Annotated in this window: 19 protein-coding genes and 1 tRNA gene; 11 read left to right on the plus strand and 9 right to left on the minus strand. The window is 58.9% G+C overall.

The window, feature by feature from the left end; genetic code table 11:
* The first annotated feature begins 92 nt into the window (after positions 1–92).
* The 4 genes from ARCT_RS0123195 (at position 93) to ARCT_RS0123210 (ending at position 3,724) form a co-directional block, all read left to right on the plus strand.
* Positions 93–695 (plus strand): glutathione S-transferase, encoded by a 603-nt coding sequence (locus tag ARCT_RS0123195; protein ID WP_027242227.1) that lies wholly within the window; start codon positions 93–95, stop codon positions 693–695.
* Between the two features lie 207 nt (positions 696–902).
* Positions 903–1,463 (plus strand): ubiquinol-cytochrome c reductase iron-sulfur subunit, encoded by a 561-nt coding sequence (gene petA, locus ARCT_RS0123200; protein ID WP_027242228.1) that lies wholly within the window; start codon positions 903–905, stop codon positions 1,461–1,463.
* A gap of 12 nt (positions 1,464–1,475) precedes the next feature.
* Positions 1,476–2,807 carry a cytochrome b gene (gene petB / locus ARCT_RS0123205; protein ID WP_027242229.1) on the plus strand — a complete coding sequence of 444 codons (1,332 nt, stop codon included), beginning with the start codon at positions 1,476–1,478 and terminating at the stop codon, positions 2,805–2,807.
* 17 nt (positions 2,808–2,824) lie between these two features.
* Positions 2,825–3,724, plus strand: coding sequence for a cytochrome c1 (locus ARCT_RS0123210; RefSeq protein WP_027242230.1), 900 nt, complete (start codon positions 2,825–2,827; stop codon positions 3,722–3,724).
* A gap of 160 nt (positions 3,725–3,884) precedes the next feature.
* On the opposite strand, the gene mtaB is transcribed toward ARCT_RS0123210, so the two are convergent.
* Together mtaB and dapF are read right to left on the minus strand one after the other, a co-directional pair.
* On the minus strand, positions 3,885–5,141 hold the full coding sequence (gene mtaB, locus ARCT_RS0123215) for a tRNA (N(6)-L-threonylcarbamoyladenosine(37)-C(2))-methylthiotransferase MtaB (RefSeq protein ID WP_027242231.1): 1,257 nt from the start codon (positions 5,139–5,141) through the stop codon (positions 3,885–3,887).
* Position 5,142: 1 nt separating this feature from the next.
* Positions 5,143–5,982, minus strand: coding sequence for a diaminopimelate epimerase (gene dapF / locus ARCT_RS0123220; protein ID WP_027242232.1), 840 nt, complete (start codon positions 5,980–5,982; stop codon positions 5,143–5,145).
* Positions 5,983–6,168: 186 nt separating this feature from the next.
* Between dapF and ARCT_RS0123225 the strand changes: the two genes are divergently transcribed.
* A tRNA-Lys gene (locus ARCT_RS0123225) sits at positions 6,169–6,244 on the plus strand.
* A gap of 237 nt (positions 6,245–6,481) precedes the next feature.
* Here ARCT_RS0123225 and ARCT_RS0123230 read toward each other — a convergent pair.
* Positions 6,482–7,195, minus strand: a complete 714-nt coding sequence (locus ARCT_RS0123230) for a substrate-binding periplasmic protein (protein WP_027242233.1) — start codon at positions 7,193–7,195, stop codon at positions 6,482–6,484.
* Between the two features lie 146 nt (positions 7,196–7,341).
* Complete coding sequence (locus ARCT_RS0123235; RefSeq protein ID WP_027242234.1) at positions 7,342–7,950, minus strand: 3'-5' exonuclease; 609 nt, start codon at positions 7,948–7,950, stop codon at positions 7,342–7,344.
* 455 nt (positions 7,951–8,405) lie between these two features.
* Here ARCT_RS0123235 and ARCT_RS0123245 point away from each other — a divergent pair, with 455 nt between their 5' ends.
* Both ARCT_RS0123245 and ARCT_RS0123250 read left to right on the plus strand, forming a co-directional pair.
* Positions 8,406–10,595, plus strand: coding sequence for a thiamine pyrophosphate-dependent enzyme (locus tag ARCT_RS0123245; RefSeq protein WP_027242235.1), 2,190 nt, complete (start codon positions 8,406–8,408; stop codon positions 10,593–10,595).
* The gene (locus tag ARCT_RS0123250; RefSeq protein ID WP_027242236.1) at positions 10,592–11,629 is read left to right on the plus strand and encodes an acyl carrier protein; all 1,038 of its coding nucleotides are present in this window, start codon (positions 10,592–10,594) and stop codon (positions 11,627–11,629) included. Before ARCT_RS0123245 ends, ARCT_RS0123250 begins: the two co-directional genes overlap by 4 nt.
* A 164-nt stretch (positions 11,630–11,793) precedes the next feature.
* Here the strand turns inward: ARCT_RS0123250 and ARCT_RS0123255 are convergent, their stop codons facing one another.
* The 3 genes from ARCT_RS0123255 to ARCT_RS0123265 all read right to left on the minus strand — a co-directional run bounded on the left by ARCT_RS0123255 (position 11,794) and on the right by ARCT_RS0123265 (position 14,683).
* Entirely contained in the window at positions 11,794–13,467 is a 1,674-nt protein-coding gene (locus ARCT_RS0123255; protein WP_027242237.1) for a DUF427 domain-containing protein, read from the minus strand.
* 249 nt (positions 13,468–13,716) lie between these two features.
* Positions 13,717–14,418: a winged helix-turn-helix domain-containing protein gene (locus ARCT_RS0123260; protein ID WP_027242238.1), complete on the minus strand. Its 702-nt coding sequence runs from the start codon at positions 14,416–14,418 to the stop codon at positions 13,717–13,719.
* Positions 14,390–14,683, minus strand: coding sequence for a hypothetical protein (locus tag ARCT_RS0123265; protein ID WP_027242239.1), 294 nt, complete (start codon positions 14,681–14,683; stop codon positions 14,390–14,392). The genes ARCT_RS0123260 and ARCT_RS0123265 overlap by 29 nt, the downstream gene beginning before the upstream one ends.
* Before the next feature lie 239 nt (positions 14,684–14,922).
* On the opposite strand from ARCT_RS0123265, the gene ARCT_RS0123270 reads away from it, so the two are divergent.
* From ARCT_RS0123270 to ARCT_RS0123285, 4 genes are all read left to right on the plus strand, one after another.
* Positions 14,923–15,399, plus strand: a complete 477-nt coding sequence (locus ARCT_RS0123270) for a hypothetical protein (RefSeq protein ID WP_027242240.1) — start codon at positions 14,923–14,925, stop codon at positions 15,397–15,399.
* Between the two features lie 140 nt (positions 15,400–15,539).
* Positions 15,540–16,157 carry a ribonuclease HII gene (locus ARCT_RS0123275; protein ID WP_027242241.1) on the plus strand — a complete coding sequence of 206 codons (618 nt, stop codon included), beginning with the start codon at positions 15,540–15,542 and terminating at the stop codon, positions 16,155–16,157.
* Positions 16,158–16,268: 111 nt separating this feature from the next.
* Entirely contained in the window at positions 16,269–17,372 is a 1,104-nt protein-coding gene (locus ARCT_RS0123280; RefSeq protein WP_027242242.1) for a site-specific DNA-methyltransferase, read from the plus strand.
* A 197-nt stretch (positions 17,373–17,569) separates the two neighbouring features.
* Entirely contained in the window at positions 17,570–18,958 is a 1,389-nt protein-coding gene (locus ARCT_RS0123285) for an adenylate/guanylate cyclase domain-containing protein (protein ID WP_027242243.1), read from the plus strand.
* 322 nt (positions 18,959–19,280) lie between these two features.
* Here ARCT_RS0123285 and ARCT_RS0123290 read toward each other — a convergent pair whose 3' ends face one another.
* Together ARCT_RS0123290 and mutY are read right to left on the minus strand one after the other, a co-directional pair.
* Complete coding sequence (locus ARCT_RS0123290) at positions 19,281–20,417, minus strand: alkane 1-monooxygenase (RefSeq protein ID WP_027242244.1); 1,137 nt, start codon at positions 20,415–20,417, stop codon at positions 19,281–19,283.
* A gap of 133 nt (positions 20,418–20,550) precedes the next feature.
* Entirely contained in the window at positions 20,551–21,654 is a 1,104-nt protein-coding gene (gene mutY, locus ARCT_RS0123295; RefSeq protein WP_027242245.1) for an A/G-specific adenine glycosylase, read from the minus strand.
* Positions 21,655–21,724: the final 70 nt, after the last annotated feature.

Raw genomic sequence — 21,724 nt, forward strand, 5'->3', positions numbered from 1 at the left:
CTTTCATTTGGCGGTTGGCGCTTTCCGGCTCGCTTGGGCTTCCCATTTGCGGCAGAGCGGCTAGGCTGCGGCCAAACCTCAAGGAGAGCGCGATGAAACTGCATTATGCCCCGACTTCCCCCTTTGTGCGCAAGGTCATGGTCCTGCTGCACGAGACCGAGACGCTGGACAGTGTGGAGATACACAATGTCGCAACCACGCCCCTCAACCCCAGCGCCGATGTGCAAGCGAGCAATCCGCTGGCCAAGATCCCGGCGCTGGAGCGCGACGATGGCCCGGCGCTATATGACAGCCGGGTGATTTGTGAATACCTGAACGCCCAGGCAGAGGCCGGGCTTTATGCGGCGGGCTGGGACAGCAAGGTGCTGGAGGCCACTGCCGATGGTATCATGGATGCAGCCGTGTTGATGACCTATGAAATGCGGTTGCGGCCCGAGGCGCAGCAATCCCCTGAGTGGATCAAGGCGCAGCTGGGCAAGGTGCTTGGCGCCTGTTCGGCGCTCAATGCACGCTGGATGAGCCACCTGCAAGGGCCGCTGGATATGGGGCAGATCGCGGTGGCCTGTGCGCTTTCCTATGTGGATTACAGACATCCCGATGCTGGATGGCGGGTTGGAAACGAGGCTCTGGCGGATTGGTTCAAGGCGTTCGAATCGCGTGCCTCGATGCAGGCAACGCGGCCGCCAGAGGGTTAATTCTTTCTTTTGGGTGCAGGGGCTGAGGCGGGTCCGCTGTGGCTTTGAGAGCGCCGTTTGAAAGAAACTTGAAACTGGAGTGCCATGTGCGCCTTTGACCGCTGGACGAAAGCGCCTCACCCGGCTATGACCCGCCTGAGTCACCGCGTTTATCGTGGTGCATGCGCATGTTTGCCCTAAACGGGCGCTGGAAATGGAGAAAACCTCGTGTCCCACGCAGAAGACCACGAAGGAACCCGGAGAGATTTCCTCTACTACGCCACTGCCGGCGCCGGGGCAGTGACTGCGGGTGCCGCTGTATGGCCCCTGGTCAATCAGATGAACCCCTCGGCTGACGTCAAAGCATTGTCCTCGATTCTCGTGGACATCAGCGGTGTAGAAGTTGGAACGCAAATTAGTGTGATGTTCTTGGGGAAACCCGTGTTCATCCGCCGTCGTACTCAGGCTGAGATCGACGAAGGCCGCGCGGTTGATGTCGCGAGCCTGATCGATACCACTTCGGAAAACCCCAACAAGCCGGGCACCGATGCTGCGGATCAAAACCGCACCATGGATGAAAATGGCGAATGGCTGGTGATGATGGGTGTTTGTACCCACCTCGGCTGTGTGCCGCTGGGCGATGGTTCGGGCGATTTCAACGGCTGGTTCTGCCCCTGTCACGGGTCGCACTACGACACCGCTGGCCGGATCCGCAAAGGCCCCGCGCCCCAGAACCTGCACGTGCCTCTTGCAGAGTTCACCGACGCAACAACCATCAAGCTGGGATAAGGAGACGTACCTATGTCCGGTATTCCGCACGACCATTACGAGCCAAAGACAGGCGCAGAAAAGTGGCTTCACAGCCGCCTGCCCATCGTTGGTCTGATCTACGACACCATCATGATCCCCACCCCCAAGAACCTGAACTGGTGGTGGATCTGGGGCATCGTTCTGGCCTTCTGCCTGGTGTTGCAAATTGCCACCGGCGTTGTCCTGGTGATGCATTACACCCCGCATGCCGACATGGCCTTTGCCTCTGTTGAGCACATCATGCGCGACGTGAATGGCGGCCATATGCTGCGCTATCTGCACGCAAACGGCGCCTCGCTGTTCTTTGTGGCTGTTTACATCCACATCTTCCGTGGCCTGTTCTACGGCTCTTACAAGGCCCCGCGTGAGATCACCTGGATCATCGGCATGATCATCTATCTGTTGATGATGGCCACCGGTTTCATGGGCTATGTTCTGCCCTGGGGGCAGATGTCCTTCTGGGGTGCGACCGTGATCACCGGCCTGTTTGGTGCCATTCCTTTTGTGGGTGACGCGCTGCAGACATTCCTGCTGGGCGGACCTGCGGTGGATAACGCCACGCTGAACCGTTTCTTCTCGCTGCACTACCTGCTGCCTTTCGTCATCGCCGCGCTGGTTGTGGTCCATATCTGGGCCTTCCACACCACTGGCAACAACAACCCAACCGGTGTTGACGTGCGCAAGGGCTCGAAAGAGGACGTCAAAAAAGACACCCTGCCGTTCTGGCCCTATTTTGTGATCAAGGATTTCCTTGGTCTGGCCATTGTTCTGGTGATCTTCTGGGCCATCGTCGGCTTTATGCCAAACTACCTGGGCCACCCGGATAACTACCTCGAGGCCAACCCGCTGGTGACGCCGTCGCATATCGTTCCTGAATGGTACTTCCTGCCTTTCTACGCGATCCTGCGGGCCTTCACCTCTGAAGTCTGGGTTGTTCAGATTGCCTCCTTCGTGACCGGTGGCATCGTTGACGCCAAGTTCTTTGGGGTTCTGGCGATGTTTGGCGCGATCGCCGTGATGGCGCTGGTGCCCTGGCTGGACACCAGCCGGGTGCGGTCGGGTCGCTATCGTCCGATGTTCAAGTGGTGGTTCTACCTGCTGATCTTTGACTTCTTTGCCCTGATGTGGCTGGGTGCGATGCCGGCGGAAGAGCCCTATGCATCGTTCTCGCTGATCGCATCGGCCTATTGGTTCGGCTACTTCCTGGTGATCCTGCCCATCCTGGGTGTCATCGAGAAGCCACTGGCAGAGCCTGCTACAATTGAAGAAGATTTCGACGCTCACTATGGCGGGAAATCCGACGCAGCCACTCCTGCCGAGTAAGAGAAGGACAGCTACCAATGTTGAAGAAACTCGCAATCGGTGCCGCCTTCGCTCTGGCCCTTGCCCCTGTCGCATCTCATGCGGCAGGCGGTCATGGCCACGTCGAGGACTTCCAGTTCTCGTTTGAGGGACCATTTGGCGCCTATGATCAAAATCAGCTGCAGCGCGGCTTGCAGATCTACACCGAAGTCTGCTCTGCCTGTCACGGGCTGAAGTTTGTGCCACTGCGCACCCTTGGCGACGAAGGTGGCCCTGCGCTGCCTGCCGATCAGGTGCGTGCCTATGCGGCTGAGAACTTTACCGTCTATGACCCGGAACTGGACGAGGATGTACCTGCCAAGCCAGTTAACCACTTCCCAGCCAATACCTCTGCTGGTGCCCCTGACCTGAGCCTTATGGCCAAGGCACGCGCCGGTTTCCACGGTCCCTATGGGTCTGGTATAAACCAGCTGTTCAAAGGGATCGGTGGCGCGGAATACATCGCCTCGCTGATCAGCGGCTATGAAGAAGCGCCTGACTGTGCGCCAGAAGATTTTACCGGCTATTACAACACGGCGTTTGCTGCTGGCGGATATCCTGACGAATGTAAGATCTACAAGGAAACCGAAGTAACTAACGACGACGGTTCGGTCACGATTGAGCGCAAGGAAGTTGGACGGTTGGCTGTTGGCAGCTGGATCGGCATGGCGCCTCCGCTGTCAGATGAGCAGGTTGAATTTGCTGATGGCCATGACAACACCGTGCATCACATGGCGCAGGATGTTGCGGCTTTCCTGATGTGGACCGCCGAACCCAAGATGATGGCCCGCAAGCAAAGCGGTTTTGTCGGGGTGCTGATCCTGACCGTTCTGTCGGTTCTGCTTTATCTGACCAACAAACAGCTCTGGGCGCCGCACAAGGGTAAAAAATCCGCCTGATAGGCTGATTTCACCAGACATAAATAGGCCCCTGCAAGTCACCTTGCGGGGGCCTTTTTGTTTGGTCGGGCGGCTGGCGGGCGCAGGGGCGCTGCCCCTCTGGGCGTGACCGCCCATTCACCCCGAGGTATTTTCAGCAAGATGAAAAGTGCTGCGGGCGTCAGGCGGTGAGATGGATTCCATCGATACCGAGGATGTGGGTGGCGATGATTTTGCCTTCGGTCTGGGGCCTGGAGAATTTCACTTCGGTGAACTGTTCGGTCCGACCCATGTGGGGGTTTTCCATCAAGACCTGATGGGTTTTGCCAATCTGCGCGGCAAGGTGTTGCTGGACCTGGGCGTCGCCAGCGGCACGCAGGCGGGCCGCACGGGCTTTGATGGTATTGCCATTGATCTGTTTGGGGATCTTGGCAGCCGGGGTTCCCTCTCGTTTGGAATAGGGGAAGACGTGCAACCAGGTGAGGTTGCAGTCTTCGACCAGCTGCAGCGAGTTTTCAAAATGCGCTTCGGTCTCGGTTGGGAAGCCGGCAATGATATCTGCGCCAAAGGTCATATCGGGGCGCAGGCGCCGGGCCTCTTCGCAAAAGCGGATGGCATCGTCGCGCAGATGGCGCCGGGCCATGCGTTTGAGAATCATATCGTCGCCATGTTGCAATGACAGATGCAGATGCGGCATCAGCCGCGGTTCTGTGGCGATGGCCTGCATCAGGTTGTCATCCACCTCGATCGAATCGATGGAGGAGATCCGCAGGCGCGGCAGGTCTGGCACCAGCTTGAGGATGCGCATCACCAGATCGCCGAGTTTGGGGTGCGCGGGCAGATCGGCGCCCCAACTGGTGAGGTCAACGCCGGTCAACACTACCTCGTTGTAGCCCTTATCCACCAGCCGTTTGATCTGATCCACCACAACGCCGGCCGGGACCGAGCGGGAATTGCCGCGGCCATAGGGGATAATACAGAAGGTGCAGCGGTGGTCGCAGCCATTTTGCACCTGCACATAGGCGCGGCTACGGGTGCCAAAGCCGTCGATCAAATGGCCGGCGGTCTCGGTCACCGACATGATGTCATCGACCTGGACTTTTTCGGTCTCACCGATGAAATTGGCGGCCATGCCGTTCCAGGTTTCCGGCTGCATTTTTTCGGTATTGCCAATGACCGTGTCGACCTCTGGCATCTGGGCAAAGGTTTCCGGTTCGGTCTGGGCGGCGCAGCCGGTAACCACGATGCGGGCCTGTGGGTTGTCGCGGCGCAGGCGGCGGATTTCCTGGCGGGATTTGCGCACCGCCTCTGCGGTCACTGCGCAGGTATTCACCACCACCAGATCTTCCAGGCCTGCGGCCTGAGACAGTTCTTTCATTGCCTCGGTCTCGTAGGCGTTGAGACGGCAGCCGAGTGTGGTGAACTTTGGCGCTGACATGTCAGAGACTTTCGAGAAAAGCGGTGGTGAAACTGCCGGTAAAGACATGCATGGTCGGGCCGGTCATCCAGACGCCATCGTCGCGCCAGTCGATCCAGAGTGTGCCGCCGTCCAGATCAATCTGGACCCTGCGCCCCGTCAGGCCGCGTCGTGCGGCGGCTACGGCGGTGGCACAGGAGGAAGAGCCAGAGGCCAGGGTGACGCCCACACCGCGTTCCCAGACGCGCATACGGACGTGATCGGGGCCAATAAGTTGGGCGACCTGCACGTTGGTACGTTGCGGGTACAGCGGGTGGTGTTCATGGCGTGGGCCAAATTCGGCCAGCGGAATCAAATCCGCGTCTTCGACAAAGAAGGTGCAATGCGGATTGCCCATGCCAGTGGCGGTTGGGGCGCCTTCGATGGGAAGTTCGAGAGTATCCATCGCTTCGCTCAGGGGGATTTCATCCCAGATCAGTTGTGGCTGCCCCATATTGACCGATGTCAGCCCATCACCGGCATCGCGGGCAAAGAGATCACCGCGATCAGTGGTGAGGTGCAGATCGGTCTTGCCGCTTTCCTCCATCAGATGGCGGGCAATGCAGCGGGTGGCATTGCCGCAGGCCGCCGAGGTGGAGCCATCGGCATTGTAAAAGGTGAGATGTGCATCCCCAGCACCCTGCTCAATCAGCGCCAGCTGGTCAAAGCCAACGCCAAATTGACGATGGGCGATTCCCCGTGCCAGGGCGGGGGTGATCGCCAGCTTTCGCGCACGCGCATCAACAACGACAAAATCGTTGCCAAGCCCATGCATCTTCATGAAGGGAAATTGGGGATCTGGATACATACTCATACCGGGCATATAGACCTGCGATGAAAATGAATCCAGTCTGTGACGTATAAAGTTCAAAAAAGGGCTTGACCCCTTACCCTGCTAACCGTAGACAGCCGCCAATCGGGACGGCAAGAACGACACGGACTTGTCAGACGATAGCAAATTAAGTGCTTGATCAACTTAGACAAACCACTTAAGCAGCGATTATAAAGTGGGCCGTTAGCTCAGCTGGTAGAGCAACTGACTTTTAATCAGTAGGTCGATGGTTCGAACCCATCACGGCTCACCACTTTATCAAAGCCTTAGGCGGAAACGCCTGAGGCTTTCTCCGTTTTGGGATATCTTTTTTGGAATATCTTTGGGGACACATGGGGACATTTTGTGTGGTCCCAGTTTTCACTGCACGCGGCTTTGAATTCCTGCCTTCTTTTAATGGCGGATTGGAAAAAGCGACATAGCCTTCCGTGGGAAGGCGTGAAAAGCCCGGGACTTGGGCTTTTCACGTTTCAAATAGGCAAGGCGCCGCTTAAAACGCGGCGTTGAACTGGTCCCGCAAGGCGCGGCCTGCGTCTGAGTTTTTAAAGCAGATATGAAGCCCGTGTTCGGCCAATAGGGTCGTATTGAACTCCAGTTGCTCAGCAAGCGCGGGCATTCCGGCAAGCAGATGCGCCATGACTTCGCGGTCGATCACAGCGGCATCAATGCGTCCGGCTGCAACTTTTTTGAGGTTCGCGTCATCGGCTGCCACTTCCTGGGTTTGGATTTCCCCATTGGCGACCATGGTGTCAAAACGCGCTTCGTTCAGATAGCCGGAAACCACACCAATGGTGTAATTGGTCAGGTCACTATGGTCAGACCAGGTGATCGGCGCGTCGACGCGCTGCGCAAAGCCAACTGGGCTGGTGCCAAAGGATTTCGAATAGAGGCAACGTGCGCCGCCTTTGTCGGCATCATCCGCTTCGGAGTAATATTCAGGGTAGACGCCAAGCCATGCCGGGTCTTTTGCGGCCAGGTTCACGGCGCGGTTCCAGGGAAAGACCTGCACGGTGGCATCAATGCCAATGCTGTTGAGAATCTCGACAACGCGATCGGTGCTGGTTCCAGAGCTATCTGCATTCACATAAGGGGGCCATTCCAATGTGGTGAGTTTCACAGCTTGGGCCACTGTTTGTGACGCCATAACGGACGTGCCACACACAACTGCCGCCGCCAGGGCCGACATTTTACCAAATAGTTTCATTCATTTCTCCGCGGGTTTTACCCAATTTGGGCATTCAGTTCCGGGATTAACTTTATCGGGCTGGCCTAAATTTCTGGTAAATTCCGCTGCTGAGCGCTCTGGCGAGGGTTGGAGCCTGGGAAAATGGCTGGCAAGGCCTCTGCGCCCTATGGCAGTTGAAGCGGTAGGCTGAACTGTGCCTTGCGGGCTGTGCCGCTGATCCTGTCAAAGCTCTGACCCAACTGACCTTCGGCCAGCAGTACCACCTCGGCGGCGGCACGGGCATCCTCGCCAGCGTCGTGGTGGCGAAACGAGAGCCCCAGTTGCCGCTTTAGGTTGGCCAGCCCGTGCCCGCCGTTGCCTTTGAATTCAGGCCAGGCCCGCCGCGCAATTTTGACGCTGTCGCTCCAGCTCAGATCTGCATTGGGAAGGCGATAGGCGCGGCAGGCGGCCGAGATGGCTTTGCTGTCAAAACCGCTGTGCTGAACCAGATGATGCAGTTGCAACAGGGGTTTGAGCTGGCCCCAGGCCTCGGGAAAACTGGGGGCGGTGGCGACGGTCTCTGCGCTGATGCCGTGCAATTCGGTATTGAAGGGGGCAAAGCTCTGTTCGGGGTTCACATAGGTGGTGAAGGTCTCAATATGGTTGTCGCTGCGCACACAGGCGATGCCGATCTGGCAGATGCTGGCGCTGTCACGGCTGGCTGTTTCCACGTCCAGCGCGATGAACCGAAAGGGGCCTGCGGGCAGGGTTGAGGGGGGTGACTGACCTGCCATCTCAACTGGCCTCATCTCTGCCAGGGCAACTGGTGAGCAGCGACAGCGGGGGGTTACGCATCAGATCCTTCGCCAAGACCAGCTGCCCCGCCTTTTTCCAAAAGGTCGTGAGAGCATTGTCGACAAGGGTGGTACGGAAAGGCGATCTGGCGCGGGGCATTTTGGTCCTGGTTTTGGAAGGGGTGTTCCGAAGGCATTTTCTCACCCTGATCTTAAGGTCGGGGCTGACTCATGCCTACGCGTTTTTGTGACAAAAAGAAATTCGCCACCGTCCATGGCACGGAGATGGCCCCCTATATCGAGCTATATCAAGGAGGGCGCGGGGGCGCGCCAAGCTCTAAGCGGTTTTTTTCGCCAGACCCATGCCGAAACCTCATGAGTTGGGCTGTTAATCTCATTGGAATTCATGTCTGTTCTGCCGGATAACAGGGGCAGAACAGACAAAGGGATTGCCAATGGACCGCGCTCAGATCGTGCATCAAAACTTCCTGGACCGGGTTGGTACTGGCGCCCTGCCGCAGGGCGCGGCGCCCTTGGTTGGGCTGGCCCCTGAGCAGGCCGTGGGGATCTACCGGGCCCAGGTGCTGAGCCGGGCGTTGGATATTACCAGCCGGTCCATGCAAAAGGCGGGGCAGGGGTTTTATACCATCGGCTCGTCAGGGCATGAGGGCATGGCGGCGGTTGCGCGGGCGCTGCGCCCTGATGATATGGCGTTTTTGCATTACCGCGATGCGGCCTTTCAGATCTCCCGCGCCGATCAGGTGCCGGGTCAGCGCATCGCCTGGGATATGCTCCTCTCTTTTGCCTGCTCTTGCGAGGATCCAACCTCGGGTGGGCGGCATAAGGTGCTGGGCTCCAGGGCGCTGATGATCCCGCCGCAGACCTCAACCATCGCCAGCCACCTGCCCAAGGCGGTAGGTGCTGCCTATTCCATCGGCGCTGCCAAACGCCATGCGCCCGAGCATAAGATCATGCGCGACGACAGCATTGTCATGTGCTCCTTTGGCGATGCCTCCGCCAATCACTCCACTGCGCAGGGGGCGATCAACACGGCTGGCTGGACCTCGGTGCAGTCAACGCCGCTGCCGCTGTTGTTTGTCTGCGAGGACAACGGTATCGGCATTTCGACCAAGACACCCCGGGGCTGGATCGAGACCTCAATGCGGGCCCGCCCGGGTATCAAATACTTCAAGGCGGACGGGCTGGATATCTACGCGGCCCATGCCGTGGCACAAGAGGCCGCCGACTATGTGCGCCGCCGCAAGAAACCCGCTTTTCTGCATCTGCGCACCGTGCGGCTTTATGGCCATGCCGGGGCGGATGTGCCGACGACCTATTTGCCCAAATCAGAGGTCGAGGCGGATGAGGCCAATGATCCGCTGCTGCATTCGGTGCGCCTGCTGGAACAGGCCGGGGCCTTGCCCCGGGCAGAGGCGCTGAAGATCTACACAGATACCTGCGCCCGGGTGGAACGTATCCGCGCCGAGGTGGTGACACGTCCACACCTGAAGACAGGTGCGGAGGTTGCAGCCAGCCTGATCCCGCCCACCCGTGCCTGTACTGCCAGCAATGGCTCCAGCGCAGAGGCCCGCGCCGCAGCCTTTGGCGGTGACATGCGGGCAATGTCCGACCCGCAGCCGATGTCACGGCTGATCAACTGGGCGCTGACAGATCTGATGCTGCAGCATGGTGAAATTGTCATGATGGGCGAAGACGTGGGTCGAAAGGGCGGCGTCTATGGCGTCACACAAAAGCTGCACCAGCGCTTTGGCCCGGACCGGATGATCGACACGCTGCTGGATGAACAGTCGATTCTGGGGCTGGCGATTGGCATGGGGCACAATGGCTTTGTACCGATGCCGGAAATTCAGTTCCTGGCCTATCTGCACAATGCCGAAGACCAGCTGCGCGGTGAGGCGGCAACCCTGCCGTTCTTCTCCAATGGTCAGTTCAGCAACCCGATGGTGCTGCGCATTGCGGGCCTGGGCTATCAAAAGGGGTTTGGTGGCCATTTCCACAATGACAACTCGCTGGCGGTGCTGCGCGACATTCCTGGGATCGTGATTGCCTGTCCCTCGGATGGGGCGGAAGCGGCGATGATGCTGCGCGAATCCGTGCGGCTGGCGCGCGAGGAACAGCGGGTGGTGGTCTTTGTTGAACCAATCGCGCTGTATCCGATGCGGGATCTGCACGGGGCCAAAGATGGGGAATGGATGCGGCATTACCCGGCCCCTGATCAAAGCATTTCTTTGGGCGATGTCGGCCAGCATGGCGAGGGCACGGATCTTGCCATCGTGACCTATGGCAATGGCCGCTACCTATCGACCCAGGCCCAGGCCGAGCTGGAGGCAAAGGGCATCAAGAGCCGCATTGTTGATTTGCGCTGGCTGGCGCCGCTGCCGGCAGCGGCGCTGCTGGAAGCGACCAAAAGCTGCAAACATGTGCTGATCGTCGATGAATGTCGCAGCACCGGCAGCCAATCCGAGGCGCTGATGGCGCTGTTTGCGGAACAGGGTGACCGCCCGGCTACGCGCATCGCCGCCGAGGATTGTTTCATCGCCACCGGCCCGGCCTATGCCGCCACGCTGCCCTCAAAGGACAGCATTCTTGCCGCAGCCCTGGATCTGGTAGGAGCAAAACCATGACCCGTACCGCCGTTTTGATCTGTCCCGGCCGGGGCACCTATAACAAGCCCGAGCTGGGTTATCTGCACCGTCATCACGCCGATAAGGCGGCGCTGTTTGCGGGCTTTGATGCGGCGCGGGTCGCATTGGGCCAGGAAGAGGTCACCGCCCTGGATGGGGCAACGCGGTTTTCGGTGGGGAAATACTCGCGCGGCGATATTGCTTCGCCGCTGATCTATGCCAGCGCTCTGGCGGATGCGCAGTCGCTCGCGAGCGATATCGAGGTGGTTGCGGTCACCGGCAACTCCATGGGCTGGTATATCGCTTTGGCCGCTGCTGGCGCGCTGTCGGCACAGGACGGGTTCGCACTGGTGAACACCATGGGGACCCTGATGCAGGAGCATCTGATTGGCGGTCAGCTGGTCTATCCCTTTACCGGCGATGACTGGCGACCAGATCCGCAGCGCAAGGCAGAGCTATTGGCGCTGGTGGCGCAGATCAACGCCCGCAGGGATCATGTGCTGGCGCTGTCGATTGATCTGGGGGGGATGTTGGTGCTGGCTGGAGATGACGCGGGCCTGACTGCCTTTGAGGCTGCCGTACCGCAGATCGCAGATCGTTTCCCGATGCGGCTGGCCAATCACGCCGGATTTCATACCGCGCTACAGGCGCCAGTGGCCACCGAGGGGCGTGAACGGCTGGATGGGGGAATGCTGATGCAGCCCGCAGTGCCGCTGGTGGATGGGCGCGGTGCGATCTGGCAGCCGGGATCCAGCGATCTGGCAGCGCTTTGGGACTATACCCTGGGGCATCAGGTGGTGGAGAGCTATGATTTCACCCGCGCGGTACAGGTCGCGGCGCAGGAGTTTGCTCCGGATCTGTTCATTGTCACGGGGCCAGGCACCACGCTGGGGGGGGCTGTGGCGCAATCGCTGGTGCATCAGGACTGGCGGGGCATGACGGATAAGGCGGCGTTCAAGGCGCGGCAGGCAGAGGCACCGCTGCTGATCTCCATGGGGGATGACAGCCAAAGATCCAAGGTCGTGGCCTCATAAGTCAGCTTTTCAAGAGCAAAAAAGGGGGGGCTCCCGCGCGCAGGGCCGGTTTTGCTGACGCAAAACGACCCGGCGCCGCCCGTTCCGGGCGGCGCGCCAGCATCTGCGGCAAAGGCCGCGCCTTGTTCACAGCGTCTATTGCGGGCTGTGCCGAGCGAACGCGGCTATTTGATGACTTGGACCGGAACCGGCGGTGGGCCTTCGGGGTCGGGCTGGAGGCTGCGTTCTGGCGCAGTGACAAAGGGCGCCACGGCGTAGCTTTCGACGGGCTTGCTGATATTGTGCAGGGTCAAGGCGCCCAAGGAGGTGGCGTTCTGGCAAGAGCCTGGCAAGGAGTTCTGACTGACCACAATCTGATGGCCCAGAGTCTTGCCATAGTCGCCAAGACGGGCGGCGATATTGGCGGCCTGGCCAATGACGGTGAAATCCAGCCGCTCCCGCGAGCCGACATTGCCATAGGTCACGGTGCCATAGGCAATACCGCTGGCACATTCGAGCACGGGCAAATCATGCTCAGCTGCGACCTCAGCCAAAGCCGGTACAATGCTGCGGGCGGATTTCAGCGCCTGGGCGCGGGCCTGATCGGCATCCTCTCCGGTTTCGTTACCGGCGGGAAAGACTGCCAGAACCGCATCACCGATGAATTTTAGCACCTCGCCGCCGTTGTCATGAACGATGGTGGAGGCAGTGTCGAAAAACGCGTTCAGCAGCTTGATATAGTCATGCCGCCCCAGCTGTTCCTGCAGCAGGGTCGAGCCACGCAGATCGCAGAACATGATGGCGGCGTCGATCTCATCGCCCTCACCGCGGCGGATCTTGCCGCCCAGAACCCGCTCGCCGGTGCGTTTTCCCACATAGGTCTCCAGCAGCGACTGAGCGTTTTCGCGCTGCATGAAGACCTCATAATAGCGGGCGACCACGGCGGAGCATTCAAAGATCAGGCCCAGATTTGCGGTGGAAAACCCATCCGGATGATCCGAGGCCACGGTGAGCACATTGATGCGCCCGTCGGAGAAGGGCAGCGGCATGGCGACATAATCCGTTGCACCGGCGGCACGCAGATCGCTGAGGATGGGGAAGGCATCATCGCTGTTTTCGGTGTCGATGCGATGGCGCACACCACCCAGGCCTTTGGAGACATGGCGCAGCGGGCTGGCATTATAGGAGGGGTGTTCGTAGATCTCGTAGCTGGGGGCGTAGGTTGTCACCTCATCTGTGGCCTTTTGCCAGATGAAATTCTTACCCGCGATCTGCGGGTGCAACGACCAGGCCAGCACTGACAGGCGCGAAAGGCAGACGCCTTGCTCCAGCAGCTTTTTGGAAAAGGCCTTGGTAAACTCTGCAGGGGTTGGCAAAAAGGCGGCTTCGCGCAGCAGCCAATCGACCAGCGGACCGGAGATATTGCCATATTCAGGCGGCGCGATCTGATTGGAGCCAAGGTCGATCAATGTATCGGGATCCGCGACAAAGCCCACATGGCCTTCGATCTGGGAGGCCTCCGGCAGGGTGTGTTCATAGATCCAGACGGCGTTGTCGACGCGCCCATCCTCTAGCTTGAGATCATGGAAACAGGCTGTACCTTTGAAGGGGCAGAAGGTTTGCAGGCCCACCTTGTTGGAGAGATCCACCACGAGATCATCGCGCGGAATGTAGATGGTTGGCTGTAGCCGGGTTTCATACATCACGCGCGCGCGGGTGCTTTTGGCCAACAGGCAGCCACCGCGCCGGACCTGGACTTCGCCGCGCAGGGGCTCGACCAGAATACCATAGCCGCGATTTTGCGGGCCACGATTCTGTGGCCCGGCACTGTTGGGGGGAGGCGGAACATGTGCGTTCATTCGGGGCTATCCTCTTGCCCCTCGACGTCCGAGAGGCCTGTTGGGCCCCGAGCGCAACGATAGACGCCCCAGGGCGCCTCCTCAGTGGAGGCAGCCCTATATGTGGGTGTGCAGAGGTAAATATCCAGTGGCTGGAAGGATCATCTGTGCACAGAGCATGTGTTTTGTTGCCAAAACGGCCCTGGCTCGCCAGGTTGTGATCAGCACTCTGCAAGGCGCAGGGTCCTGCCCCAGGCAACAGGAGGCGCGTCAGACCATGCGGATGACGTCTTTGCTGATCGCCAAAACATAGCCGCGTTTGGCTATGTTCTTGACCAATAGTTCGCTCACCATCTGGTTGCCCAGAGTATCGCGCAGCCGTTTTATTCGTGTGGCACCGGCTGCCTCTTCGCAATCGCTGCTGTGCTTTCCGGAAATCACTGCCTCGATCTCGGCGCCTGACAGCACGTCATCATCCATCCGGGCCTCGGCCAAGGCGGACAATGTCTCCATCGCTGCGGGTGTCAGTTTGAAGCCCATGTTATTGAGGTAGACGGTGTGTTCCTCGCGGCTGATCAACAGCTCGGTCACCTGAATACCCGACCGCTCGATCTGGGCCATGCGGCGATTGAGCAGCAAGAGCATTGCCAGCACCACCAGGGCGACAATCATCATGGCGGTGGCAAAGACCAAGAGCACAAAGATCACCACCCGGTAGCTGGCGAGGGTATCGGCAAAAGCAGTGCCGGATTGAGCCAGAATCTCCAGCAGTTTGATTTCGGCCTGAGCGGTCAGGTCGTTTTCGACAAACAGCTGTTCAACCCGCGCGTTAAAAGCATTGGCATCGGGCAGCGCCAGCAATAGCACCGTACCAGCGATGGCCAGCAGGGCGGCGATCAGGGCGATGCCAAAGGCGATGATGCGGCTGCCAGCGGTGCGGGCCTCAGAAACGGAGAAAGTAGGGTCCGGCATTGGCCTTCCTTTGTTGCAGGCCTTCGGGACCAAAGACCGCCATCACATTAAGCAGGGTCCAGCCGGAGGCCGCAAGGCGAGACTGAATTTCCCCCTGCGCGGCGGCCTTGTTGCAGGCGCCCCGGATCTGGATCACTCCGTAATGCAATTTCAGCGGGTTGTTCTGCTTGGCCTTGTAATCGGCATAGCAATCGGCGGCCTGTGCGGGCGCAATTTGCGCCAACAAAGCAAAGCATATCAGCGGTATGGCAAGGGCGTGTTTCATGCGCTTACCCTGCCCTGAAACGCGGGTGAAATTCAATAACAACAGAAGTTTGACCCCATGGTTATTCAATATCATGGCGCTGTTATTGCCTGTCCGAGCCACATTGGCCGACTGTGAGGGTGCAGATTTTAAGCGCGCCAACATCCCTGCCGACTCACTGGCAGACATGGCTGAAACACAGCGGGTTTGCGGCCTCTTCAGGCGGCACCAGCAGACAGTAAACAAGAGGAAACGATACGATGACCCAGAGCACCCAGCCCAAACAGCATCGCAAATTCATCGCCATCATTCTGGCCGCCGCAATGGCCATCACCGGGGCCTCCTCCGGGCCAGCGCGGGCCGGGGATGACTTTGGCAAGGTGGTCGCAGGACTGGCGGTTCTGGGCATCCTTGGCGCGGCGATTCATGATCACAACACCCGGGACCGTCGCGAGACAGTTACCCGGCCGCATCGGCCTCGCCCCGGGCATCCACAGCCCCGCCCACTGCCGCCGCGCGTTGGCCGCTATGATCTGCCGGCGCAATGCGTGAAGTATTTCCCCAACTTTAGAAACGGCAGATCCCTGGTGGCGCGTGGTTGCCTGAACCGCAACTATGATTATGTCCGTTCGCTGCCACAGAGCTGCAAAGTAACCTTCTGGAATGGTCGGAAAAACCGCACCGCTTACAAGCCACGGTGCCTGAACAAACATGGCTATCGTCTGGTCAACCGCTAAGGGTCGCGCTGAAAAGTGATCCAAGCGCAACATGTCGAGCAGACTTGAGGGGGCCCTGGCCCCCTTCTTTTTGTCTGTTGCAGCGACGGAATTGCGCCAGAACCATTGCAATGGGGGATGATTTTGGGTCTGACAGGGGTATGGAACAGCCAGACAACAGCCTAGAGATCGCCGCCCATGACAGGGGCTATTTACGAATTGCCGGAGTCGATGAGGTGGGCCGGGGGCCGCTTGCCGGACCCGTCACGGCGGCGGCCGTGGTCCTGGATATGGCGCAGCTGCCCGAAGGGTTGAATGACTCCAAAAAGCTGAGCGCCAAAAAACGCGCCGCACTGGCCACGGAGATCTGGGCTAGCGCTGAGGTTTCGGTCGCTGAGGCCAGCGTTGAAGAGATTGATTCCATTAATATACTTCGGGCTTCGCATCTGGCGATGGAACGCGCTGTGGCGGCATTGGATCCGCCCCCGGATTATCTGCTGATTGACGGAAATCTGATCCCCCGCGACCTGACAATCGAGTCGGAAGCAGTGGTCAAGGGAGACGGCAAATCAGTCTCGATTGCCGCGGCCTCGATCGTGGCAAAAGAGGCACGCGACAGGCTGATGGTGGATTTGGCGCAACAGTTTCCAGGGTATGGATGGGAGCGCAACGCCGGATATCCCTCAAAGCAACACAGAGAGGCCTTGGTCGAATTGGGGGTGACACCACATCATCGCCGGTCCTTTAAGCCGGTACACAAGATATTGTATCAAGAGTGAACCGTAGTAAGCTGATCTAAAAAACAAATTGACCTCGAATCCCGGATGACTCATCCTGTGGATAACCAAAATGAGCGCAAAAATGCGCCGAGTGGTTTTGAGGCAGAGCAAATGACGAAAACAATGACGAAGGGCGCCGCGGCGCTCCCTTTGAACACGATTCTTGACGGCGATTGTATCGACGTGATGGCCGGGTTGCCGGACAACTCTATCGATCTGATCTTTGCGGATCCCCCCTATAACCTGCAATTGAAGAACCAGCTGCACCGCCCTGACAACAGCAAGGTCGATGCGGTTGATGATCATTGGGATCAGTTCTCCAGTTTTGCGGCTTATGATGATTTCACCAGCCGCTGGCTGCACCAGGCCCGCCGGATCCTGAAGCCAAACGGCGCGATCTGGGTGATTGGCTCTTACCACAATATTTTCCGTGTCGGCACAGCCCTGCAAGACGAAGGCTTCTGGATCCTAAACGATGTGGTCTGGCGTAAATCCAACCCGATGCCGAATTTCCGCGGCAAGCGCTACACCAACGCCCATGAGACGATGATCTGGGCGTCAAAATCCGAAGGTGGCAAATATACCTTCAATTACGAGGCTCTGAAGGCGCTGAACGAGGGTATTCAGATGCGCTCGGATTGGGTGCTGCCGATCTGCACCGGCCATGAACGGCTAAAGAACGAGAACGGTGACAAGGCGCACCCGACGCAGAAACCGGAATCCCTACTGCACCGTATCCTGGTGGGTTCAACCAACCCTGGTGACGTGGTTCTGGATCCCTTCTTTGGCACTGGCACCACCGGCGCCGTGGCCAAGATGCTGGGGCGTGAATTTATCGGCATCGAGCAGGAAGAGAGCTATCGCAAAGTGGCCGAAGAGCGGATCAAATCGGTCCGCAAATTCGACCGTGACGCGCTGCAGGTCTCGACCAGCAAACGCGCTGAACCCCGGGTGCCCTTTGGTCAGCTGGTGGAGCGCGGCATGCTTCGCCCCGGTGATGAGCTGTATTCGATGAACCAAAGGCACAAGGCCAAGGTGCGTGCCGATGGCACGCTGATTGGTGACAATGTCAAAGGTTCGATCCATCAGGTCGGGGCACATTTGGAAAATGCGCCCTCCTGCAATGGCTGGACCTACTGGTGCTTTAAGCGCGATGGCCAGACTGTGCCCATTGACGTGTTGCGCCAGCAAATCCGGGCTGAAATGCAGAACTAGCCCCACCGCTGTTTTCAACATTATCCAAGTTAACCAACGGTCCCCGTGCCTGCGCCAGCCAATGTTGCGCAGCAAGAAACACGGGGATCGCACCTTGCCCCGCCTTATAGGCGGGGTTTTTTCGTGTTGCGGGTCTGTTGGGGGATGTATGCTGCAGAAGGACTGCCTATCTAGGGCGCAGCAATAGGGATTGCCTGATGACTGACACCGCTTTGACTCCGCCCAAGTCCAGATTGATTGACTTGCCCCGGGGGGCAGAGGCCGAAGACGCTCCAGAAATGCAATATGTCCTGACAGCGCTGGAAAATCACAAGCGCGAAGGCCTGGAGCTGGCGGTGAAAGCGCGCTGGATCGCGATGACGATCTTTGCGATCTTTGTCGTCTCGGTGCACCCACATTTCGAAGTCACCTATCACATCGGCATCATGGCGCTACTATGCCTGAATGGCTGGTTCATCCAGCGTGTCGGCCGTGTCGGGCGATCGCGCCTGGAGCTGTTTCTGATCTTTATGGATTTGTTTTTGATGACCCTTGGCATGGTCGGGCCGAACCCGTTGAGTGTCGATGCCATGCCGCTTGCCATGCAGTATAGGTTTGATAATTTTCTCTATTTCTTTGTGATCCTGGCCGTTGGTACGATGGCCTATTCCTGGCGCACGGTGATTGCCATTGGGGTCTGGACCTTTGTGATGTGGCTGGGGGCGACGGCCCTGTCGTGGTGGTTTACCACGCCGACTCCGGGGCTTACCGAAGCGGCAGTTGAGGCCTTTGGCGCCGACTCCAACCTGTTGAAATTTCTGGATCCTAACAGCTATGTGCTGCAGTTGCGGATACAGGAAGTCATTGTCTTCCTCATCGTTGCAATCACACTGGGGGTATCAGCGCGCCGCACCAACACCTTGTTGTTGAATAACGCCGGGCTTGAGCGTGAACGCGCCAACCTGTCGCGTTACTTTTCGCCTAATGTGGTGGAGCAGCTGTCGCAGAACGATGAACCGTTGAAGCAGGTTAAGATCCAGAATGTTGCGGTTCTGTTTATTGATATCATCGGCTTTACCCGGCTTGCCTCCGGGCGGGATCCACATCAGGTCATCGCTCTGCTGCGCGGGTTTCATGGCCGGATGGAGCGGGAGGTTTTTCGTCACAACGGGACGCTCGATAAATATCTGGGGGATGGGTTGATGGCGACCTTTGGCACCCCGTCCGCCGGAGAGCGTGACGCCAGCAATGCCCTGGAATGCGCGCTGGCAATGCAAGAATCCCTGGCGATCTGGAACCGGGAACGCCGTCGTATGGGTGAGCCGGAAATTCAGGCCGGGATTGGCATCCATTTTGGTGAAACTCTGCTGGGGGATATTGGTGCCAACCGCTTGGAATATGCGGTGATCGGCACAGCGGTGAATGTCGCCGCCCGGTTGGAAGAGATGACCCGGCGGTTGAAGACGCCAATTGCGATGAGCGACGCGTTGCGCCTGCAGGCTCAGCTGGAACAGCCTAACTTTGATTTGACCCATGGCTTTGAATGCCACCCAGACCAGGAGGTGCGCGGTTTGGATGAGACGATGAAGGTCTGGGCGCAGCGGTGATTCTAGCGGGTAGAGGGATGATTCCTGCTGCAATTAAAGATTTTTCAAATCTGATCCGACCTCGCGACCAGAAAGGCATTGCATTTTATCGCCTAATTTCAAAACTATAAAGGTACGCCTCCGGGGTGTGATGCACTTGTTAAGTTTTTGGAAGGGTTGCGCTGACAGGATGCCCTCGTTGCAGTGCAGTCAGGGGGCGTTCGTCCACGTTCAACTTCCTGTCTGCGCCTCCTTAAGACCCCTGCCAAGGGTCTTCTAAAGAACACTGACCCTTGGGCCGGTCAGTGTTCTTTTACTTTTCCGAAGAGCGCACCGGGGTGGTTTAGGAGCGGGGCATCGGTGTTTTTGCCTTGTTGTAGCTGCTCCAGTCGGTGATCTCGGGGTAATACATCTGGCGCCAGCGCCGTACCCTTGGGTTCATTACCCGCCGCCACAGTGGTGGGATCATCGCCGCCACCGTCATCACCGGATAGCCATAGGGCAGCTGTGGCGCATCTGCGGGGGTATAGTTCTGCAACAGCGGAAACCGCCGATCCGGGCGGTAGTGATGATCCGAATGGCGTTGCAGATTGATCAGCAGCCAGTTTGAGGCCTTATGGGCGGCATTCCAGGAGTGATGCGGTCGGACATGTTCATATTTGCCCTCACCAAGGTGTTTTCGGGTTAGCCCGTAGTGCTCCACATAGTTCACCAGTTCCAGCTGCCAGATGGCAACGCCGGCCTGCACCAGGAACAGCACCAGACCAGTCACACCTCCAAGCAGCAGCGCCAGAATCAGCATGATGATCTGCAATCCCCAGTAGCGGAAGAACGGGTTCTTGGCATGGGTCCAGGGCAGGTTCTTTTTGGCGAGCTTCTCGCGTTCGGCGCGGAAAGCAGATTGCCAGCATTGTCGCAACACGCGCGGATAAAACCGGTGAAAGCCCTCGTTGTAGCGCGCGGTGACCGGATCGCGCGGGGTGCCGACATAGCGGTGATGCACCAGCAGATGCTCTGAGCGGAAATGCGAATAAAGCACCATGGCCAGCAAGAGATCGGCCAGGCCGCGCTCCAGCCGGTTGCGTTGATGCATCAGCTCGTGGCTGTAGTTGATGCCGATGGTTCCGGTGATCACACCAGTGCCAAAAAAGACGCCGAATTTTTCCAGCCCAGACAGATGGTTCGCATCGCTGACATACCAGATCAGGCCAAACAGGGTGAGCACCTGAAGCGGCACCCAGGCGGTGGTCAACCCACGATACCAGACGAGATCTTCATCCGGTGTTGCCGGGTCGGCATTTTCAAAGTTGAGCCCCAGAATGCCATCCAGCACCGCAAACAGATACCAGGTCACCAGCGGTGGCAGCAAAATGATCCAGCCGCCAAACAGGGCGGCGGCCCAGATCAGCGGCAGCAAGAGAAAGGAGAGCCAGAATGGTAGGGCGGATTGCCAGCGCGGGAGAATATCAGCGGCGATCATCAATCAGTCTCCAATATTTGTGGCCTGGGTCAAGCCGTGAGATATGGGCAAGACTAGGCCTGTTTTATTGGAAACCCAAGGGGAAGGGGACGTGGTGAGCAAAGGCGGCAACGCGCCGCGCTCAACCCCTGAGTTACTGGTTTTTGCCGGGGTTGAAATTCGATCCGGCCCACAAATCAAAGACCTTGCGCATCACTGTTGGCAGGTCTTGGGGGCGAAAGTCGTACCGCGACAGCAGCTCCTGCCCCGGCGCGAGATTATGCCCGGCAGGCAGCTCTGCCAGCTTGACCTGCAGGATCAGATGGAAATGGGTGAAGGTATGGCGGACCTCGCCGCCCAGATCCTGCCAGTTGGTTTCAAAGGGCGGGCGCGGCGCCGGGGCTGCGTTCCACTCCGATCCGGGCCAGCCCAGCATGCCCCCCAATAGCCCCTTGTCGGGGCGCCGCTCCAACAGCCAGGCGCCATCGGCGCTGCGGGCAAGATAGGCCAGACCCAGCCGCGTTGGTTTGGGCTGTTTCGGAGTCTTCTTTGGCAGCTCGGGGGCGGTTCCGGCCTTGCGGGCCAGACAGGGGCTGCGCCAGGGGCAGATGCCGCAGGCGGGATTTTTGGGGGTGCAGATCGTCGCGCCCAGATCCATGACCGCCTGGGCATAATCGCCGGGGCGCAGGGGTGGCGTCAGAATCCCGGCGTGATCTTTCAGTACAGGTTTCACCGCGGGCAGCGGCGCGTGGATGTCATGCAGCCGCGCCATCACCCGCTCTACATTGCCGTCCAGCACCGTTTCGGCGCGGTCAAAGGCGATGGAGGCAATGGCGGCGGCGGTATAGGGGCCAACGCCGGGCAGTTTCAGCAGCGCCTCATAGGTGTCCGGAAAGCAGCCATCCAGATCCTGCGCCACCACGCGGGCGCATTTCAGCAGGTTGCGGGCGCGGGCATAATAGCCAAGGCCGGCCCATTCGGCCATCACCTGAGCATCCTCAGCAGCGGCGAGATCCTGCACCGAGGGCCAGCGTCGGGTAAAGCGTTGAAAATAGTCCGTGACGGCGGCAACCGTGGTCTGCTGCAACATCACTTCGGAGAGCCAGACCCGATAGGGGTCGGGGCGCTGGCCACGGGCGCGATCCGCCGGCGAGACCCGCCAGGGCATGGCGCGGGCGTTGTGGTCGTACCAGGTCAGCAACTGCTGGTTCAGGGCAGAGCTGTCCACCACTTCCGGGGTTTTGTCCAAATCACGCATTCTTTACCCCTTGGTGTCGTTGTTTTGCTGACCACGTTACAACGACCCTTTACAATAGGGGGACCAGTCA

The sequence above is a fragment of the Pseudophaeobacter arcticus DSM 23566 genome, from assembly GCF_000473205.1.
GTDB lineage: Bacteria > Pseudomonadota > Alphaproteobacteria > Rhodobacterales > Rhodobacteraceae > Pseudophaeobacter > Pseudophaeobacter arcticus.

Excerpts from the sequence above, each read along its gene's own strand:
- ARCT_RS0123195 (WP_027242227.1), top strand. The coding sequence starts at position 93 with ATGAAACTGCATTATGCCCCGACTTCCCCCTTTGTGCGCAAGGTCATG.
- petB (WP_027242229.1), top strand. The coding sequence starts at position 1,476 with ATGTCCGGTATTCCGCACGACCATTACGAGCCAAAGACAGGCGCAGAA.
- ARCT_RS0123210 (WP_027242230.1), top strand. The coding sequence starts at position 2,825 with ATGTTGAAGAAACTCGCAATCGGTGCCGCCTTCGCTCTGGCCCTTGCC.
- mtaB (WP_027242231.1), bottom strand. The coding sequence starts at position 5,141 with ATGTCAGCGCCAAAGTTCACCACACTCGGCTGCCGTCTCAACGCCTAC.
- dapF (WP_027242232.1), bottom strand. The coding sequence starts at position 5,982 with ATGCCCGGTATGAGTATGTATCCAGATCCCCAATTTCCCTTCATGAAG.
- ARCT_RS0123230 (WP_027242233.1), bottom strand. The coding sequence starts at position 7,195 with ATGAAACTATTTGGTAAAATGTCGGCCCTGGCGGCGGCAGTTGTGTGT.
- ARCT_RS0123235 (WP_027242234.1), bottom strand. The coding sequence starts at position 7,950 with ATGGCAGGTCAGTCACCCCCCTCAACCCTGCCCGCAGGCCCCTTTCGG.
- ARCT_RS0123245 (WP_027242235.1), top strand. The coding sequence starts at position 8,406 with ATGGACCGCGCTCAGATCGTGCATCAAAACTTCCTGGACCGGGTTGGT.
- ARCT_RS0123250 (WP_027242236.1), top strand. The coding sequence starts at position 10,592 with ATGACCCGTACCGCCGTTTTGATCTGTCCCGGCCGGGGCACCTATAAC.
- ARCT_RS0123255 (WP_027242237.1), bottom strand. The coding sequence starts at position 13,467 with ATGAACGCACATGTTCCGCCTCCCCCCAACAGTGCCGGGCCACAGAAT.
- ARCT_RS0123260 (WP_027242238.1), bottom strand. The coding sequence starts at position 14,418 with ATGCCGGACCCTACTTTCTCCGTTTCTGAGGCCCGCACCGCTGGCAGC.
- ARCT_RS0123265 (WP_027242239.1), bottom strand. The coding sequence starts at position 14,683 with ATGAAACACGCCCTTGCCATACCGCTGATATGCTTTGCTTTGTTGGCG.
- ARCT_RS0123270 (WP_027242240.1), top strand. The coding sequence starts at position 14,923 with ATGACCCAGAGCACCCAGCCCAAACAGCATCGCAAATTCATCGCCATC.
- ARCT_RS0123275 (WP_027242241.1), top strand. The coding sequence starts at position 15,540 with ATGGAACAGCCAGACAACAGCCTAGAGATCGCCGCCCATGACAGGGGC.
- ARCT_RS0123280 (WP_027242242.1), top strand. The coding sequence starts at position 16,269 with ATGACGAAAACAATGACGAAGGGCGCCGCGGCGCTCCCTTTGAACACG.
- ARCT_RS0123285 (WP_027242243.1), top strand. The coding sequence starts at position 17,570 with ATGACTGACACCGCTTTGACTCCGCCCAAGTCCAGATTGATTGACTTG.
- ARCT_RS0123290 (WP_027242244.1), bottom strand. The coding sequence starts at position 20,417 with ATGATCGCCGCTGATATTCTCCCGCGCTGGCAATCCGCCCTACCATTC.
- mutY (WP_027242245.1), bottom strand. The coding sequence starts at position 21,654 with ATGCGTGATTTGGACAAAACCCCGGAAGTGGTGGACAGCTCTGCCCTG.